The sequence below is a fragment of the Anaerobacillus alkaliphilus genome (assembly GCF_004116265.1).
Taxonomy (GTDB): domain Bacteria; phylum Bacillota; class Bacilli; order Bacillales; family Anaerobacillaceae; genus Anaerobacillus; species Anaerobacillus alkaliphilus.
In genome coordinates, this window is sequence record NZ_QOUX01000047.1 from 344,755 (window position 1) to 360,084 (window position 15,330).

The 15,330-nt window shown below is 36.7% G+C and carries 17 protein-coding genes and 1 other annotated feature; of the genes, 14 read left to right on the forward strand and 3 right to left on the reverse strand.

Features of this window, described 5'->3' with window-relative positions:
- The first annotated feature begins 157 nt into the window (after positions 1-157).
- Positions 158-505 carry a DUF4260 domain-containing protein gene (locus DS745_RS22065; protein ID WP_129080400.1) on the forward strand — a complete coding sequence of 116 codons (348 nt, stop codon included), beginning with the start codon at positions 158-160 and terminating at the stop codon, positions 503-505.
- Positions 506-597: 92 nt separating this feature from the next.
- On the opposite strand, the gene DS745_RS22070 is transcribed toward DS745_RS22065, so the two are convergent.
- Positions 598-966 carry a PilZ domain-containing protein gene (locus tag DS745_RS22070; protein ID WP_129080401.1) on the reverse strand — a complete coding sequence of 123 codons (369 nt, stop codon included), beginning with the start codon at positions 964-966 and terminating at the stop codon, positions 598-600.
- A 631-nt stretch (positions 967-1,597) separates the two neighbouring features.
- On the opposite strand from DS745_RS22070, the gene solA reads away from it, so the two are divergent.
- The 6 genes from solA (at position 1,598) to DS745_RS22100 (ending at position 5,685) form a co-directional block, all read left to right on the forward strand.
- Positions 1,598-2,716, forward strand: coding sequence for an N-methyl-L-tryptophan oxidase (solA, locus tag DS745_RS22075; RefSeq protein ID WP_129080402.1), 1,119 nt, complete (start codon positions 1,598-1,600; stop codon positions 2,714-2,716).
- Positions 2,717-2,738: 22 nt separating this feature from the next.
- Positions 2,739-2,933 carry a hypothetical protein gene (locus DS745_RS22080; RefSeq protein WP_129080403.1) on the forward strand — a complete coding sequence of 65 codons (195 nt, stop codon included), beginning with the start codon at positions 2,739-2,741 and terminating at the stop codon, positions 2,931-2,933.
- A 25-nt stretch (positions 2,934-2,958) separates the two neighbouring features.
- The gene (locus DS745_RS22085) at positions 2,959-3,411 is read left to right on the forward strand and encodes an SRPBCC family protein (protein ID WP_129080404.1); all 453 of its coding nucleotides are present in this window, start codon (positions 2,959-2,961) and stop codon (positions 3,409-3,411) included.
- Between the two features lie 120 nt (positions 3,412-3,531).
- Positions 3,532-4,050, forward strand: a complete 519-nt coding sequence (locus DS745_RS22090) for a MarR family winged helix-turn-helix transcriptional regulator (RefSeq protein ID WP_129080405.1) — start codon at positions 3,532-3,534, stop codon at positions 4,048-4,050.
- A gap of 8 nt (positions 4,051-4,058) precedes the next feature.
- Positions 4,059-4,272 (forward strand) — a binding site (T-box leader).
- 47 nt (positions 4,273-4,319) lie between these two features.
- On the forward strand, positions 4,320-5,564 hold the full coding sequence (gene tyrS, locus DS745_RS22095; RefSeq protein ID WP_129080406.1) for a tyrosine--tRNA ligase: 1,245 nt from the start codon (positions 4,320-4,322) through the stop codon (positions 5,562-5,564).
- A gap of 16 nt (positions 5,565-5,580) precedes the next feature.
- Positions 5,581-5,685: a hypothetical protein gene (locus DS745_RS22100; RefSeq protein ID WP_129080407.1), complete on the forward strand. Its 105-nt coding sequence runs from the start codon at positions 5,581-5,583 to the stop codon at positions 5,683-5,685.
- 39 nt (positions 5,686-5,724) lie between these two features.
- On the opposite strand, the gene DS745_RS22105 is transcribed toward DS745_RS22100, so the two are convergent.
- Positions 5,725-6,684: a YncE family protein gene (locus DS745_RS22105; RefSeq protein WP_129080408.1), complete on the reverse strand. Its 960-nt coding sequence runs from the start codon at positions 6,682-6,684 to the stop codon at positions 5,725-5,727.
- A gap of 147 nt (positions 6,685-6,831) precedes the next feature.
- Here DS745_RS22105 and DS745_RS22110 point away from each other — a divergent pair, with 147 nt between their 5' ends.
- The 3 genes from DS745_RS22110 (at position 6,832) to DS745_RS22120 (ending at position 9,141) form a co-directional block, all read left to right on the forward strand.
- The gene (locus DS745_RS22110; protein ID WP_129080409.1) at positions 6,832-7,710 is read left to right on the forward strand and encodes a GIY-YIG nuclease family protein; all 879 of its coding nucleotides are present in this window, start codon (positions 6,832-6,834) and stop codon (positions 7,708-7,710) included.
- Between the two features lie 119 nt (positions 7,711-7,829).
- Complete coding sequence (locus DS745_RS22115) at positions 7,830-8,165, forward strand: YolD-like family protein (protein ID WP_129080410.1); 336 nt, start codon at positions 7,830-7,832, stop codon at positions 8,163-8,165.
- Between the two features lie 70 nt (positions 8,166-8,235).
- Positions 8,236-9,141 carry a 5'-nucleotidase gene (locus tag DS745_RS22120; protein WP_129080411.1) on the forward strand — a complete coding sequence of 302 codons (906 nt, stop codon included), beginning with the start codon at positions 8,236-8,238 and terminating at the stop codon, positions 9,139-9,141.
- Between the two features lie 43 nt (positions 9,142-9,184).
- On the opposite strand, the gene DS745_RS22125 is transcribed toward DS745_RS22120, so the two are convergent.
- Positions 9,185-10,744, reverse strand: a complete 1,560-nt coding sequence (locus tag DS745_RS22125; RefSeq protein ID WP_129080412.1) for a histidine kinase N-terminal 7TM domain-containing diguanylate cyclase — start codon at positions 10,742-10,744, stop codon at positions 9,185-9,187.
- Between the two features lie 606 nt (positions 10,745-11,350).
- Here DS745_RS22125 and DS745_RS25290 point away from each other — a divergent pair.
- The 4 genes from DS745_RS25290 (at position 11,351) to DS745_RS22145 (ending at position 15,317) form a co-directional block, all read left to right on the forward strand.
- On the forward strand, positions 11,351-11,560 hold the full coding sequence (locus tag DS745_RS25290) for a hypothetical protein (protein WP_241657906.1): 210 nt from the start codon (positions 11,351-11,353) through the stop codon (positions 11,558-11,560).
- A 360-nt stretch (positions 11,561-11,920) separates the two neighbouring features.
- Complete coding sequence (locus DS745_RS22135; protein WP_129080414.1) at positions 11,921-12,664, forward strand: alpha/beta hydrolase; 744 nt, start codon at positions 11,921-11,923, stop codon at positions 12,662-12,664.
- Between the two features lie 99 nt (positions 12,665-12,763).
- Positions 12,764-13,327, forward strand: a complete 564-nt coding sequence (locus DS745_RS22140) for a Uma2 family endonuclease (RefSeq protein ID WP_129080415.1) — start codon at positions 12,764-12,766, stop codon at positions 13,325-13,327.
- A gap of 190 nt (positions 13,328-13,517) precedes the next feature.
- Entirely contained in the window at positions 13,518-15,317 is a 1,800-nt protein-coding gene (locus DS745_RS22145; RefSeq protein WP_129080416.1) for an ABC transporter ATP-binding protein, read from the forward strand.
- Positions 15,318-15,330 lie beyond the last annotated feature (13 nt).

Here is a 15,330-nt window from a genome sequence, read left to right on the forward strand (position 1 = left end):
TTAGCAGGGAACTAAGTCTTGACATATGGGCATCCATTATGCAATGAAGTAAGATAGAAGGTCTCAAAAAACTCAACTTATGCACTATTGTTAGATGAGAGAGTGGGATGGAAGATAAACCTACTATGGAGGAATTTTAGTTTAAGGGGGAATAAAATTGACTAAGGTCTTGTTACACATCGAAGGGTTTGCAATACTTTCATTAAGCGTTTATTTATATGGATACTTTCAATTTAGTTGGCTATTATTTTTCATTTTATTATTTGCACCAGATATTGCAATGGTTGGTTATGTAATAAGTAATAAGGTTGGGTCAGTTGCATACAATTTATTTCATACATACAGTGTACCTATTATTCTCATTTTAGTGAGTGTAATGTTCAGCAATCTTACTCTATTATCAATTGGTTTCATCTGGTCTGCACATATTGGTATGGATCGAATGCTTGGGTACGGATTAAAATATTCAACAGCGTTTAAAGATACACACTTAAATCGGGTGTAGTTGTATAAATAAAAGGAAGCCTTTATTGGCTTCCTTTTATGTTGAATTTATATGTTTTCAGCACGTAATGAAAGTGTAGAACCTATCAAATTTTATTTTTGTCTTCTTATAAAAACTACTCCTCGAGAGTAAAGTTTCAGTTCTTCTATTAATTGTTTTCTACTAGAGTCATCGATTGTAAACTGAACTCCATAGGATGAATTTTTTACCCATAATACATTTCCTGTTAGCTTTATTTCTTCTTCGTTCAGTTTAAACGTAATCTCAATTTCAATATTACGATGTGTAACAGGCAGGGTAAAGGATGTCGATAATTTTAAGCCCCCATCGCTAATGTCATCGATCTGTGCACTACCAAGCTTACTATTAAATTCTTGTTCTCCTACTCTAATTATCTTAAATGTACAAGCGATCGGCTCCTCAAACCGATAACGAAATGTGTCCTGACGGCGATACCTCATTTGAATCCCACCTTAAATAGCAAATATAGAGTTTCTACTATAGATATGTTAGTTTTGTTACATAGTATTGTACCCTAACTTGTGATAACAGATTGTAACAATTTGGTGAATTTTTCTAGTAAAGTTATGTCTTAGGAGGTTTGCAGGACTTACGTTCCGTTTTTTTAGCGAAATCGAGCTTTCTGAGATTTCGCGGCCAACAGTTCCGTTATTTGATTAAAAATGGCTGTTTTCGCAAAGTTTGTTGCTTTCGTAAAAATCCCAAAAAGCGGATTTTTACACAAAATATTAAGAATTCATAACTAATTTAGTAAGTATTGCTCTTTTCTTACATAATTTATTGGCTGATATCTTCATCTAGGGTATTTTTCCGATAATTTTAGGATAGAAAAGCCACAATGTTTACGAAAAGAGCCTTAAAAATAAAGGAAAAAGGAGGTTTTGAGACTAAATAACGGAATCCATGTCCTCGAAATTAAAAAAAACAAGCTTTTTAGGCAAAATAACGGAACAGGTGTCCTCAAAATATAAGCTAGAGTTGTAATGCACTAGTTTCCCCCGTGAAAGTTCCTGTAGTCAGAATGTTTATGTTAAAATGTTATGAACAAAGCTAATCTGGAGGCTCTATAGTATGAACTACGATGTAATTGTAATTGGTGCAGGCTCAATGGGGATGGCAGCGGGCTATTTTTTAGCGAAAAGTGGTAAGAAAACGTTATTGCTAGATTCATTCAGTCCACCTCACGATAAAGGAAGTCATCACGGGGAGACAAGAATTATTCGCTATGCATACGGCGAGGGAGAAGAGTATGTTCCGTTTGTACTGAGAGCTAAAGAGCTATGGGCCGAACTAGAACAACTTTCAGGCAAGCAATTATTTATGCCAACGGGTGTCCTAAACGTTGGAGTGAAACAATCTGATTTTATCCAGAACACGATCAAAAGTTCTGAGAAATACTCTTTGCCGTTAGAAGTCTTAAATGCAAAAGAAATTCAGAAGCGATGGCAGGGGATCACCTTGTCTGACGATTACATAGGCTCTTTTGAACCAACGTCGGGAGTACTAAAATGTGAGGAATGTATTAATGCTTATCAGGAACTTGCGGAACAGCATGGTGCAACCATTTTGAGTAATCGTAGAGTAAAAGAAATCAACATTCAAAATGATAAGGTAACAATCAAGACTAGCAATCAAACTTTTAACGCAAACTCACTTGTAATTTCTGCCGGAGCATGGACTAAGGACCTTCTAAAAATGTTAGATTTAGATGCTCCACTTACTCCAGTGAGAAAAACCTTTGCTTGGTATGAGGCTAACGAACAGATGTATAGTCAAAATCATTTCCCAGCCTTTGCGTTTGAGACTCCACAAGGAATTTATTATGGTTTCCCAAGCATTGATGGTGTCGGATTAAAGCTTGGTCGCCATGATGGAGGAGAAACAGTACATCCTGTTATGCCATTGTTCCCTTACGGAGAAAGTGACGACAAGGATTTACGACAATTTTTAACTCAGTTTATGCCAAATGTAGAGAAATTAAAGTACGGGAAAACCTGTATGTACACACTTACTCCAGATGAGAAATTTATCATTGATCTCCATCCTAGGTATACAAATGTTGCCATTGCTGCAGGGTTTTCTGGACATGGCTTCAAGTTTAGTAGTGCAGTTGGGCAAGCGTTAAGCAACTTAATTTTGACCGGTAAAAATGATATTGACATCTCACAATTTTCGTTTCGACGCTTTTAATAAATCGAAAGGAGGAAATCAAGTGAACATACTGATTATTGTTAGTGCGATCATTTGTATTTTTGCACTAGTTGCCACAATCCTTGTTGGTATAAAACCTCATGAAGAAAACTACGGAAAGACCACTAAAAAACGTTTGACTAGATTAACGGTGATTTATTTTGTTACGTTTGTTCCAGCACTTATTTTTGTATTTATCTACTTTGGAATGAAATGATCTAGAATTCAGAGGAGGGGTTAGGATGAGTATACGTTTTGAAGTGAAGAGAACTACCAGAGTTTCGAAACAAAGAGCTTACACAGGATTACTTGATCTTGATGCAGCTAAAACCTGGATGCAGGGATTGGTCGGCATCGAGAGGTTGGACGAGGGTCCGATGAAGGTGGGAAGTGAGTGGAAGGAAACGAGAAAGATGTTCGGGAAAGAAGCTACAGAACATTTTGAAGTTGTTGAACTCACGGAACCAGACAAAATTATACTTCGCTGTGATGGGTCGAAAGGCACCACCGGCAAAGGGGAATTTGTGTTTACATACATATTAGCTACAACAAATAACGCTACTGAGATTACCTTGAACGGAGAGATTAATGGACTGACTGGTTTCTCAAGATTTATCGGTAAATTGATGGTAGGAACCTTTAAAAAAGCTTGTGCCAAAGATTTAGACGCATTAATTACCCATTTGGAAAAATAAATCACTACTAGAAATGCATTCCCCTCAACGGGAATGTTTTTTGTATTTCCCACTTGCATTCACTCGAGCAATCTGATAATATCGTTTCATAGCTAATGATTATGAAAATTTGAAGAGGTGATGCGTATTTATTCATATAATAACGATGGAGAACTGCTTCCGGAAGAAATAGATACGATCAATCGATTGATGAACATCCCCCTTGATTCGTTAAATCTTGAGGCAATAGCTGTTGTCACGAATATTTATCGTGTTGCTCAAGGATTACGTAATAAAATGGAACAAAAGGTCTTATCTGAATATGGCTTATCTTGGACAGCCTTCTCCATGCTTTATGACATGTGGATAGGGGATTCTGTTGAAACCAAAAAATTAGCTGAATTAGCTGGAGTTTCAAAAGCCACAATAAGTAATATAACGAAAACTCTTGAACAAAAAGAGCTATGCTACAGAAAAAACGATCCTAGGGACAGAAGGGTTACGTACGTGGCTTTAACCCCAAAAGGAAAGCAAGTCATGGAAGCACTATATCCAAAGTTTCATCAAAACGAAGTAGAGATTGTTTCTAGTCTAACAATTGATGAGCAAAAAAGGATGACAACTTCTTTAAGAAAAGTTATTCGTGACAATGATTTTTAATCTTATATAAAAATGCAAGGACGGGAAATCCAGTAGTAGTTATCTCCCTGTTTTAGAGAGTCGATGGTTGGTGCAAATCGATACAAAGATAACGCGAATTACATTCCCTGAGCTTTCTTTGTGTAACCGCAAAGAACGGACGAACCGTTATTCGTTAAAGTGGAAGGAGTCTCTCCTTCAATTAGGGTGGTACCGCGTGCAAATTTCAACCACGTCCCTTTTTGGGATGTGGTTTATTTCTATTTATTTTACATGAGGAGGAAACGAAAATGAGTAATTTTATCGAACAATTAAATGATGAACAAGTAAAAGAAGTAAAGAGGCAAATGGCAATTTACAGTCAAGGCGTCCAAGAAATCATACCGTTTGAAGACCTAGAAAACAAAGTCGCAAAATCTATTTTAACGAATACGCCTTTAAAAATAAAATTAGGTTTGGATCCATCCGCTCCTGACGTTCACTTAGGGCATACGGTGGTATTAAACAAAATGAGACAGTTTCAAGAAAATGGTCACGTCATTCAATTGATTATTGGTGACTTTACTGGAAAGATTGGTGATCCAACAGGAAAGTCTGTCGCGAGACAACAGTTAACAGATGAAGAAGTAAAGCATAATGCCAAAACGTACTTCGAACAATTTGCGAAAGTGATTGATATGGATCAAGTCGAATTACATTACAATTCTCAATGGTTATCAAAACTAAACTTTGAGGATGTCATCCAACTCGCAGGGAAAATAACAGTAGCTAGACTTTTAGAAAGAGACGACTTCGAAGAAAGAATTGTCATGGGTAAACCAATTTCGCTTCATGAGTTCTTTTACCCGTTAATGCAGGGCTTCGATTCAGTTATGTTAGAATGTGATCTTGAACTCGGTGGTACGGACCAGCATTTTAACATTTTAATGGGAAGACATTACCAAGAAAAGTTCGGTAAAGAAAAACAAGTGGCGCTACTCATGCCTTTATTAGAAGGTCTTGATGGTGTCGAGAAAATGTCTAAATCAAAGAAAAACTACATCGGGATTGATGAAAGCCCACAAGAAATGTACGGAAAATCAATGTCAATTCCAGACCAGTTGATGAGCAAATACTTTGAGTTAATTACTGATTTTACTCCTGAACAAATTCAAGACATCAAAGCTAGGTTGACCTCAGGGGATCTTCATCCCCGTGACGCAAAAATGTTACTTGGGAAAACGATCGTCAGAATGTACCACGGTGAGGTAGAGGCAGAGAAAGCTGAGCAGAACTTTATTGCCGTTTTCCAACAAGGCTCAATGCCAGATGAAATCCCAGTGGTAGAATGGAAGGGCGAGGCGGACATTTCCATTGTTGATCTTATTGTTCAATTAAAGTTGTTAAGCTCTAAGAGTGAAGTGCGAAGAATGATTGATAATCGCGGTGTTCAATTAAATGGTGTAAAGGTAGAAGATACTCAATTACAAGTGACCATCACTGACAACCTCATTGTTCAGGTAGGAAAACGTAAATTTGTACAACTGAAATTCTAGGAGCGAAGGAATTGCTATGGGTAATGCCAAAGAAGTACTGAAACAAACAGCCGATGATATAACGGATACGCCTGATAAGAACGGCCTTTATAATAGCTTTAAAAAATACAAGTTAATATAAAAAAAATCGACAGGTGCCTGGCAACTGTCGATTTTTTCATTAGTTTACTTTTACTATTGCATATGGCCCTTCAGCTACTTCAAATTGGTTAACTAAGGTAAATGTAGCTTGATCAACAATCGAGAACAAATGATCATCAACACTGGTTATATATAAGTTGTTGTCATCTCCACGAAGATAATTAGGATTTTCCCCAACAAAAATTTGGTCAACCACTTCGTTGCTTCGTAGGTCAATCTTATACATCTGATCCTCTCCATGACAAACGGTATATAGGAAGGAATAGGTTCGATCGACAAAGAAATCTACGGGCATGACACCTACAATTATTTCAGAAAGTTCCTCACCTGTCTTGGGATCGTATGCATGGATGCTATTATTTATCACTCCATCACCCCCATGCCCACCAACCCACAACATATCATTCACTACCACAAGCCCATCTGGTTTTCGGCTTGAGGTAGGAAATTCTAAAACTACGTTTAGCTTATCTAGATCAATAACAGAAATAGAATTACTTTCTGAATTTATCACAAACAATCTGTCATCATCAGCAGTCATTTCATTTGGATACATACCGACATCAATACTTGCCTTAATTTTCCGGTTGCTCATATCAATCACATGGACCTGGTTTTTAAACGCATCGGTAATGTAAAGAAAGGGATCTTTATAAAAAAGAGAGGTAATTCCTTGATTGACATTTAAAAACGGCTTTACGCTACCGTCTCGAAGATTAATTCTAAGTAGAAATTTATTGTTAATGCTTGCAGCGATTATGTCAGTTTCACTCGTTTGGACCATATCAGTGATTCCATATGAAATAGCATTAGTGAAAACATTCCCGTTATCAGCATCAATAAACGTGAGAAGATCTTCCTCCTGATGTGACAAAACAATAGGATGTTCTATCTCGGGCAATTGGATACGGTTAGTTTGGCAACTGGTTAACACAAATAGTAGTATTACTAGTAAAAAGTGTCTCATCTTTGTCTTCATTTGGTCCTCCTTTATACATGCATTACCTGTTTAGCTTCTTAAAAAAATTGGAAATTATGTACTTTGTACTTTATCTTGCACCGGCTCTACTGTTTTTCGTATAGATATGTAGCAAAAATTGGCATGATAAAACAAGAGGTGAAATAGTTGAAGAGAAGTAAAGCTAAAACGATTCAGATTTTTCTACCTGACGGAAATCCTAGAGGGGTAAAAATTGCTGGTGTGACGAATCGAACTGTTCAAGCAATTTTAATCCCTAGAAACTTATTAAAAACGGTTAAAGATAGAAGTGAAGTAGACAATGTCTCCTTATACTTTTTGTTTGGTAACAATGAAGAAGAGACTCGTACTGAAGCTTATATCGGAGAAGCAGAGGTAGGATATGAGCGACTAAAGCAACACCATAGCAGTAAAGACTTTTGGAAAGTGGCCGTACTAGTCGTGACGAATAATATCCAAAATCAATTTACAAAGGCCGATGTTAAGTTTTTGGAGCACCTTGCCTACAAGGAAGCTGTCAGTGCTGGTCGCTATGCGATTAACCAAACTCTCCCCACAAATCCCTTCATTCCTGAGTGGAGACAAGAAGACTTGTTTGATATCTTTGAAACGATAAGCTTATTGTTAGGTACACTAGGCTACCCGATATTTGAAAGCTTCCGTGGGAACACTGAAGAAGTCCTTGAAGACGATGAGGAGCTTTTTTATTGTACACGGAGAGATACCGAAGCTTTTGGCAAATGGACAGATGATGGCTTTGTTATCTACAAGGGATCTAAAATGTCTAGTAGTGCTTTGCCTGGATTCGAAAATAAGCTAGAAAAACATAATGAAAAAATAGAGAACTTTCTTCAAGAAGGAATATTAGGAAAAGAAAACGGCAGATACATCTTCATGAAGGATCAACCGTTTCCAACTCCTTCTGCAGCATCCACTTTTGTTCTTCAAAGTGCTAGTAACGGCTGGACAGACTGGAAAGACAAAAGCGGCAAGACGTTAGATGAGTTAAAGAGAAAGCAATTGTAGAAAGAGTTCAAATATTCTTTTTGAGCTGGATACCGAACATTCTTTCTCTACACCACTTGAAAACAGAACAAACGTTCCTGTATAATGATATTGTCAAAAGGAATAAAAGAGGTGACAAGATGACGATACGCGATAGAGGAAATATTAAATGGACTTCAATGATGCTGCCAGAACACGTTGCAATGGTCAGAGAAATTTATGCTAATCAGTACAAGGTAGCCAAACCACAGCTAGACGAACAGGAAATTGAGGAGCTCGAACGGGTGATCGGTGAGGGGATGCGTGAGCAAGCAACATTAGTGTTTACGTATTGGAGTAATGGTTATTACAAAACGTTCATGGGGAAAGTATATGGGTTTAATCAAATGAGACAATCACTAAAGATCCTTGATCAATTTGGAGATCGGGTAGAACTGAAGATGTCGGACCTCATTGATGTAAGAATTGGGGATTGATCATTCATTCTTGCTCAATTTCTTCATTACTATTAGAATTAAGATATATTTATATATGAGGTGACCATTTTTGCCATACGATTTTTCAAATTATTTAGTGATAGGAATTTCTTCGCGCGCGTTATTTGACCTGACAGAAGAAAGTAAGATTTTTGAAACAAAAGGATTAGAGGAATTTACAAAATACCAAATTGAAAATGAAGACAATCCGTTAAAACCAGGAATCGGCTTTAGTCTTATTAATGGTTTACTTCGTTTGAACACTCTTGTTAATAATGAGAGAAAAACAGAAGTCATTATTATGTCTAAAAACAATCCAGACACGAGTTTACGTATTTTTAACTCGATTGAACATTACAATGTTGATATTACAAGAGCAGCACTAACGAGTGGGAGGTCATTAGTCCCTTACTTAAAGGCATTTAATGTAGATTTGTTTCTATCAGCAGATGAAGAAGACGTTCAAGATGCGATTGATTCAGGAATAGCCGCCGGGCTTATCTATGAAAGTAGCGCTTCCTATGATGAGGAGCCTTTAAAAGAAATAAAAATAGCCTTTGATGGGGACGCTGTTCTTTTTTCAGATGAATCCGAGAAGATTTACAAAGAAAAAGGGTTAGAAGCGTTTGTTGAGCATGAAAGGATTAATGCAAGAAAACCATTACCGGAAGGGCCATTTGCTAAATTGTTACGAACGTTGTCTTTTTTGCAAAAGGAACTGAAAGAAGATAACCCGATTCGAACGGCACTCGTCACGGCGAGGAGTAGCCCAGCCCATGAAAGAGTTATTCGTACGTTACGAGCGTGGGGAATACGAATTGATGAAGCGTTTTTTCTCGGGGGTGCTCCAAAGAAAAGTATCCTAAAAGCATTTGGTGCTCATATTTTCTTTGATGATCAAGAAATTCACTTATCAAATAATGAAGTGCCTTCTGCAAGAGTTCCTTACAAGACAGAGGGTAGGGAAGTAAAATAAATGAAAGGCATGTCCCTAAAATGGAGGGACATGCCTTATTTGATTAGGCACCTATATGTTCACCTAGCTTCTGAAACTCTTGAACATAGTTTCTGCCTTTCTCTTTTGCCTGATATAGCGCTTTATCTGCTTGATTTACTAGCATTGGGATCGTCGGACAATCCGAACTCAACGTTAAACCAACCGTTGAAATACCAAAACTTGAAGTAGCTATCACTTGCTTCCCTTCTAGAAAAATTGTGTTGCTAGAAACAGTGTTGCGGATCAAATTAGCCACTTCAAGAGCAACTTGTCCGGTTGTGTGTGGCATAAAAATGACAAACTCTTCACCACCATATCTTCCAATAACATCTGTATCTCGTAAACATGATTTTGTCACATCGATCACATGAGTAATGACATGGTCTCCAGCCTCATGCCCATACGTATCATTGATTTTTTTAAAGTGGTCAATATCAAACATGATAAACGAAACAGTCGCTCCTTGCTGCTTTAGGTCATCAAAAGTCTGTTCTACTTTTTTGAAAAAGAACGTTCGATTGAACACTTGAGTTAGACCATCAATACTCGCTAATTTTTCAAGTTTTTCTTGTAGGAGAACTCTTTCTGACACATCAATAAAGGTAATGATTTTGCCCACAATAGTTCCTTGCAGCAAAACGGGAGAAAAACGGATATGATAGTGTGTTGCTGCGAACTCAACATCACATTCCTGTTCGTTAATCATAAGCTCGTAAAGTCGATGTTTTTTTTCTAATATATCTTCCACTGGTTTTCCTATTGAAAATGTATTGATCTTAGGTAAAATACTAGTCATTGTTTTATTGTAATCGATAATAATTCCTTTTTGATCTAAAACAAGAACACCATCCTGCATACTTTCAAAGACTGTTTCCCTAGCGATCGGAGCGACATTGAACATTTGATAGGAAACAAGAGCTGCCCCGTGAAAAAGAAAAGAGATACTCATCGAAAGTGGTCCATAGTCAAGTCCGTATGGACCCAAACCAGTTAAGTAAAGAATACTCCCAAGTACTGGCGTGAATAAACCAGCTGCCATCATTAAAATTTGCATTCGAAATGTAAATGATTTTTTTCGGAAATTAAGAAACAGAATGACAATACTTGCTACGATACAAATGTATAGAAAAAAGGAATGTACATAGAACCATGGCCCACCTTCAAGTACTAAAATAGGAAAGGGCGTATCCGTCCTCATAGCGATAGACGAATAATAGAGATGATGAAAATCGTTAGTAAAGTGCATAAAAATTGTCGTAAGTGGTAAGCCAATGAGAAAATAATACATCGGTTTTGGTATTTTCTTTCCGACATATTCGAAGCACATCAATAAAACAAATACAGGAATGAACGGTAAAGCAAGGTACTCAATTCCTAACCAAAACTTCATTTGTTCTAGTGAAGTACTAGTAAGCTCAAAAAGATATGAGGCTGTAAAGATCGTACACATGAACGTACAGAGTATATAATAAGTTCCCCCTGGGGCATCTTTCACTTTTAATAGTCCATACAAGCATAAAAAAACGGTTAATACACAACCAAACACTCCCATTACTACGTAAATCAATAATTCCTGTGGCATGCAAACTTCTCCCTGATCTCATAAATGAATAAACAAACGTCCGTGTTATAAAAACATATTTTCTATTATATAACCATCGGTACTATAAGAATAGTACTTTCTTCTTATAAATGAAAAAGTTCACAATTGACCTCAGAAATGGGGTCTTTTATTGTTTTGGGTATCGAGGACAACCCGTATTTTCCACAATGCTAAAAAAGTATAGGTAATGTTAAAAGAATACTTACTTACAAATGACACCAACTTATGTATAATATTGGTAAGTTTTTATTTACTTGTGTATTAGATTACTAGTAGTTAAGTAAGAGAAAGAAAGAAAGAAAGAAAGAAAGAAAGGAGAAAACAATTATAACTTATTTTCTATTTTATATTCTGATAATCCCTTTATGCATCTTATTACATGAAGTTGGACATGGCATTGGAGTTGTTTTAACGTCAAAATCTCATGCACGAATTTACTTGGGGAACACGGATGAAAAAAACAAACATAATTTCAGCGTTGGAAGGCTACATTTTCATATACATTGGTCTTATTCGGGTTATTGTAGTTGGAATAGTAATTTAGATAAACGACAAAATTTTTGCGCACTAGCAGGTGGGCCATTGATGTCTCTATTACTTGTTTTTTTATTCATATCGCTAATACAGTTGGTTTCTCATGGGGATTTTCGTACTTTTATTAATGGAATAATAATCTTTAACTTGATAACCTTTTTACTAACAGCCATGCCATTTACCTATCCTCGTTGGTTTGGTTCATTGGGTGGGCATCCGTCTGATGGGTTACAATTATTACGTTTGTTAAGGGAGACATAAAATTGGATATCTAACAGCTACAGTTGTGACGATTATTAATCTTAATATATAGGTGGAAATTTATATGGAAAATGAACAAAAGACTAAGATGGAAAGAAACAGGCTAAAAAATATATTCATAGAAATTCGAGACTCGATATTTGTGGAAGTAGCTTTGAGAATTATCGTTTTTATTCCAAGAATCCTAATACGTTTGATCAAAGATATAACTTAAAAGATGAAATGTACTATACTACATCAAAGACTCTATATTTGGAGTCTTTTTTTTATGTCACTCGTAAGTTCGTATTACTAAAATTCACATACAAGCTAACGTTCATGTAGAATGAAATTAACTAAAAAAAAGGATGGTTATTGAACATGAAGAATAGAAGGAAACGCTTATATAAGATAGTCGCTTGGATGATGGCAATAGTGACCTTAGTGATCCTTGGTTTGATAGTGACTATAAATGTAAAAACTTATCAACCGATGCCTGAAGCTTTAATGGCTATGGAAGCTGAGAATGTTAGAGTGGAAAATCGCGTCATTATCTTTGAACCTGAAGGAGAAGTTGTGGGAAATCTTGTGTTTTACCAAGGCGGTCTTGTGAAGACTGAGGCTTATGCAGTGCTAGGTAAGATGTTGGCTGAAAATGGTTTTCGCGTGTTCTTACCGAAAATGCCGATAAATTTAGCTATTACAAATACAGGAGTATTTGATAAAGTATATCAAACGTATGATAACGGCAAGCCGTGGTATATTGGTGGGCATTCTCTTGGTGGTGCAAGTGCGGCTATATTTGTAGCAAACACTCAGACCCAAATTGACGGCTTTTTCTTCTTAGGGGCGTACCCAAGTGATAGTAGTGATTTAGCGTCATTAGACATGCCAGTGATCTCTATTGCGGGCTCAGAAGATCTGGTTATGAATGAAGATAAATTCATGACCACAAAAGCATTATTACCAGGAGATACACTTTATGTTGTTATCGATGGAGGCAATCATTCCAACTTTGGTTATTATGGTTTTCAAAAAGGGGATGGGCAAAGTTTCATCACAAGAGAGGAACAACATCAACAAGTGGTCAACATCTTAAAAGAAACGTTTCTTGGAATGCGATAATACCAGGGCGTCACAGTGACAATCACTAAGAACAAATTTAGCTTAGAAATAGATTTATGCTATAATTATGGAAAGTCAAATTGGAAGGTGGCGGGAAATTTGTCATTAAATAAAGGTTCATTGATTTCAATTGAAAAATTCTTTGAAATGAGAAGTGACACAGAATTTTTATTAGAGTATATCGATGGTATCGTTTATATGTCACCTTCTTCATCTACAAAACACCAACGAGTGTCGAGCAGTCTTCAACTGAAACTTGGAAATTTTCTTGAAAGTGGCCCGTGTGAGGTTTTTGTAGCACCTTATGATATAGAACTCAAAAAAGACAGTATTGAAGGATGTAAAATTGTTATTCCCGATTTAAGTATTATCTGCAATAAGGACGGTTTTACAGAAACCAGATACCAAGGTGTGCCAAATCTTATTGTAGAAATACTTAGCCCATCAAATCAATCCCATGATTTAATTACAAAATTAAATTTATATATGAAATATGGTGTTTCTGAGTATTGGATTGTAAACCCAATGTTGGATTCAATCACAGTATACGTGTTAAACAAAGAAGGGATGTACGAGCAGTTTGGTGTAAAAACAGGTAAAGGGAAGGTAACTTCAAGTGTATTAAGTGGCTTTGCGGTTGATCTAGAAAGCGTGTTTGGCTAATGTTTAAAAAGCGTAGTCTTCAAAATTTGAAGACTACGCTTTTATTTGTCTGTAAGTGAAACAAGAAATTTCGGATTGTCACAGTGACAAAAATAGCACAATAATCCATGGAACATGAGCGTGAAATCCATTGTGAATGGACGGAAGGTACGATAATCTAATACTATTCCCCATGAAAAGGAGGAATTTTATGGGAAAAGGGCCGGTATTTAGAGAGCATTTTTTTCAATATAAGTGGAATTATCTTCTTGGCGCCATTCTACTATCGATCTCTTTACTATTTCAATTACTCATCCCTCTCTTATTAGAAAAATTCGCAGATGGCATACAAGAAGGGTCAATCGAAGTCTCGTTTTTATGGGAATTAGCGCTTTGGTTTACTGTAGTTGGAATTGGGATTTTTATCTTTCGTTCAATTGGACGTATTTATATTTTCCGAATGTCGAGAATGCTAGAGCGGGATTTACGAAAAGAGTTGTTTCAGCACTGGGAGAAGCTGCCAGCTGAATATTATCAAAAGCAAAAGATCGGCAACTTAATGGCCCATGCAGTCAATGATGTGAATATCCTTAGACAAATTGGGATGCAAGGTGTTTTTCAGATGGTCGAGGCCGTTGTACTCATTACAATTGCGGTTATTATGATGGCGGCAACGATTCATTTTTCTTTAACATTACTAGTGTTACTACCATTACCTGGCTTAACCTATATCGCGTATCGGTTTCGAGCAAAAATACAATGGCAATCTCGTAAAGTTCAAGAGGCCATTGGAACGTTAACTAGTAGAGTACAAGAATTCTGTTCTGGTATTCAAATCATAAAAACATATGTTCAAGAGCAAGAGCAACTAAACAAGTTTACGCAGGAGAACGATCAGAATGTGGAAGTGAATAAACAACTCATTCGTTCAAATTCCCTTTTTACCTCACTTAGTCAAGGAATTGTCGGACTAAGTTATTTAGTGTCAATCGTTTATGGTTCTATTTTAGTCATGCAAGGAAGCATTTCTCTTGGGGAATTTGTTGCTTTTAATACGTACTTATCATTATTAATTGCACCAATCGAAAATATTGGGAAGGTGATAAATCTGTTACAACAGGGGAAAGCAGCTGACAAACGAATACGTGAAGTACTTTCGACAGAACCCGAAATTAGAGACGAGGAAGGGGTTCTCCCAATTGCTGATGTCAAGGGAAACCTACAAATTCGCAATCTATCGTTTCAATATCAATCAAGTACCAGTTTTTCCTTGAAAAAAATAAATCTTACCATTCCAAAAGGAACGAGCCTAGCGATTATTGGTAAGGTTGGAAGCGGGAAGTCGACACTAGTAAACTTACTTTTGCGTTTATATAATCCACCAAAAAATACAATTTTTATCGATGGGCACGATATTCATTCTCTTCGTTTAAAACAACTACGGACGTCTATATCCTATGTACCACAAGACAATTTCTTATTCTCCTCAACAATCAAAGAAAACATCGCATTTGATCCAAAACCTTATGAAGATATCCTAGTAGTTCAAGCAGCAAAGCATGCGTCAGTTTATGAAGATATACAAGAATTTCCGAGTGGGTTCGAAACCGTGATGGGAGAGAGAGGGCTATCGTTATCTGGTGGACAAAGGCAGAGAGTTAGTATTGCCAGGGCACTAATTAAGCCTTCACCCATCGTAATCATAGACGATAGTCTTTCTGCGGTTGATTCAAAAACAGAATCATTTATTTTGCAAACATTACAAAACGAAATGAAGGGCCGTACTTCCATTATTATTAGTCATCGAATTTCAACGATTAAAGACGCAGACCAAATCATTGTCCTAGACAAAGGTGAAATTGTCGAAAGAGGTACCCATCAGTCTTTGCTAGATCATGGTGGTATTTATGAAAGCATGTATATGCAGCAAATGACGGAACTGAAAATGGCCAGGAAAATGAACCAACCTTCTAATGAAAGAACGATCCTCATGAGAAGAAGGAGGGATTAATATTCGTCAACAA

Excerpts from the sequence above, each read along its gene's own strand:
- DS745_RS25290 (WP_241657906.1), top strand. The coding sequence starts at position 11,351 with ATGTCTCTATTACTTGTTTTTTTATTCATATCGCTAATACAGTTGGTT.
- DS745_RS22100 (WP_129080407.1), top strand. The coding sequence starts at position 5,581 with ATGGGTAATGCCAAAGAAGTACTGAAACAAACAGCCGATGATATAACG.
- solA (WP_129080402.1), top strand. The coding sequence starts at position 1,598 with ATGAACTACGATGTAATTGTAATTGGTGCAGGCTCAATGGGGATGGCA.
- DS745_RS22090 (WP_129080405.1), top strand. The coding sequence starts at position 3,532 with ATGCGTATTTATTCATATAATAACGATGGAGAACTGCTTCCGGAAGAA.
- DS745_RS22070 (WP_129080401.1), bottom strand. The coding sequence starts at position 966 with ATGAGGTATCGCCGTCAGGACACATTTCGTTATCGGTTTGAGGAGCCG.
- DS745_RS22085 (WP_129080404.1), top strand. The coding sequence starts at position 2,959 with ATGAGTATACGTTTTGAAGTGAAGAGAACTACCAGAGTTTCGAAACAA.
- DS745_RS22115 (WP_129080410.1), top strand. The coding sequence starts at position 7,830 with ATGACGATACGCGATAGAGGAAATATTAAATGGACTTCAATGATGCTG.
- DS745_RS22145 (WP_129080416.1), top strand. The coding sequence starts at position 13,518 with ATGGGAAAAGGGCCGGTATTTAGAGAGCATTTTTTTCAATATAAGTGG.
- DS745_RS22125 (WP_129080412.1), bottom strand. The coding sequence starts at position 10,744 with ATGCCACAGGAATTATTGATTTACGTAGTAATGGGAGTGTTTGGTTGT.
- tyrS (WP_129080406.1), top strand. The coding sequence starts at position 4,320 with ATGAGTAATTTTATCGAACAATTAAATGATGAACAAGTAAAAGAAGTA.
- DS745_RS22135 (WP_129080414.1), top strand. The coding sequence starts at position 11,921 with ATGAAGAATAGAAGGAAACGCTTATATAAGATAGTCGCTTGGATGATG.
- DS745_RS22105 (WP_129080408.1), bottom strand. The coding sequence starts at position 6,684 with ATGAAGACAAAGATGAGACACTTTTTACTAGTAATACTACTATTTGTG.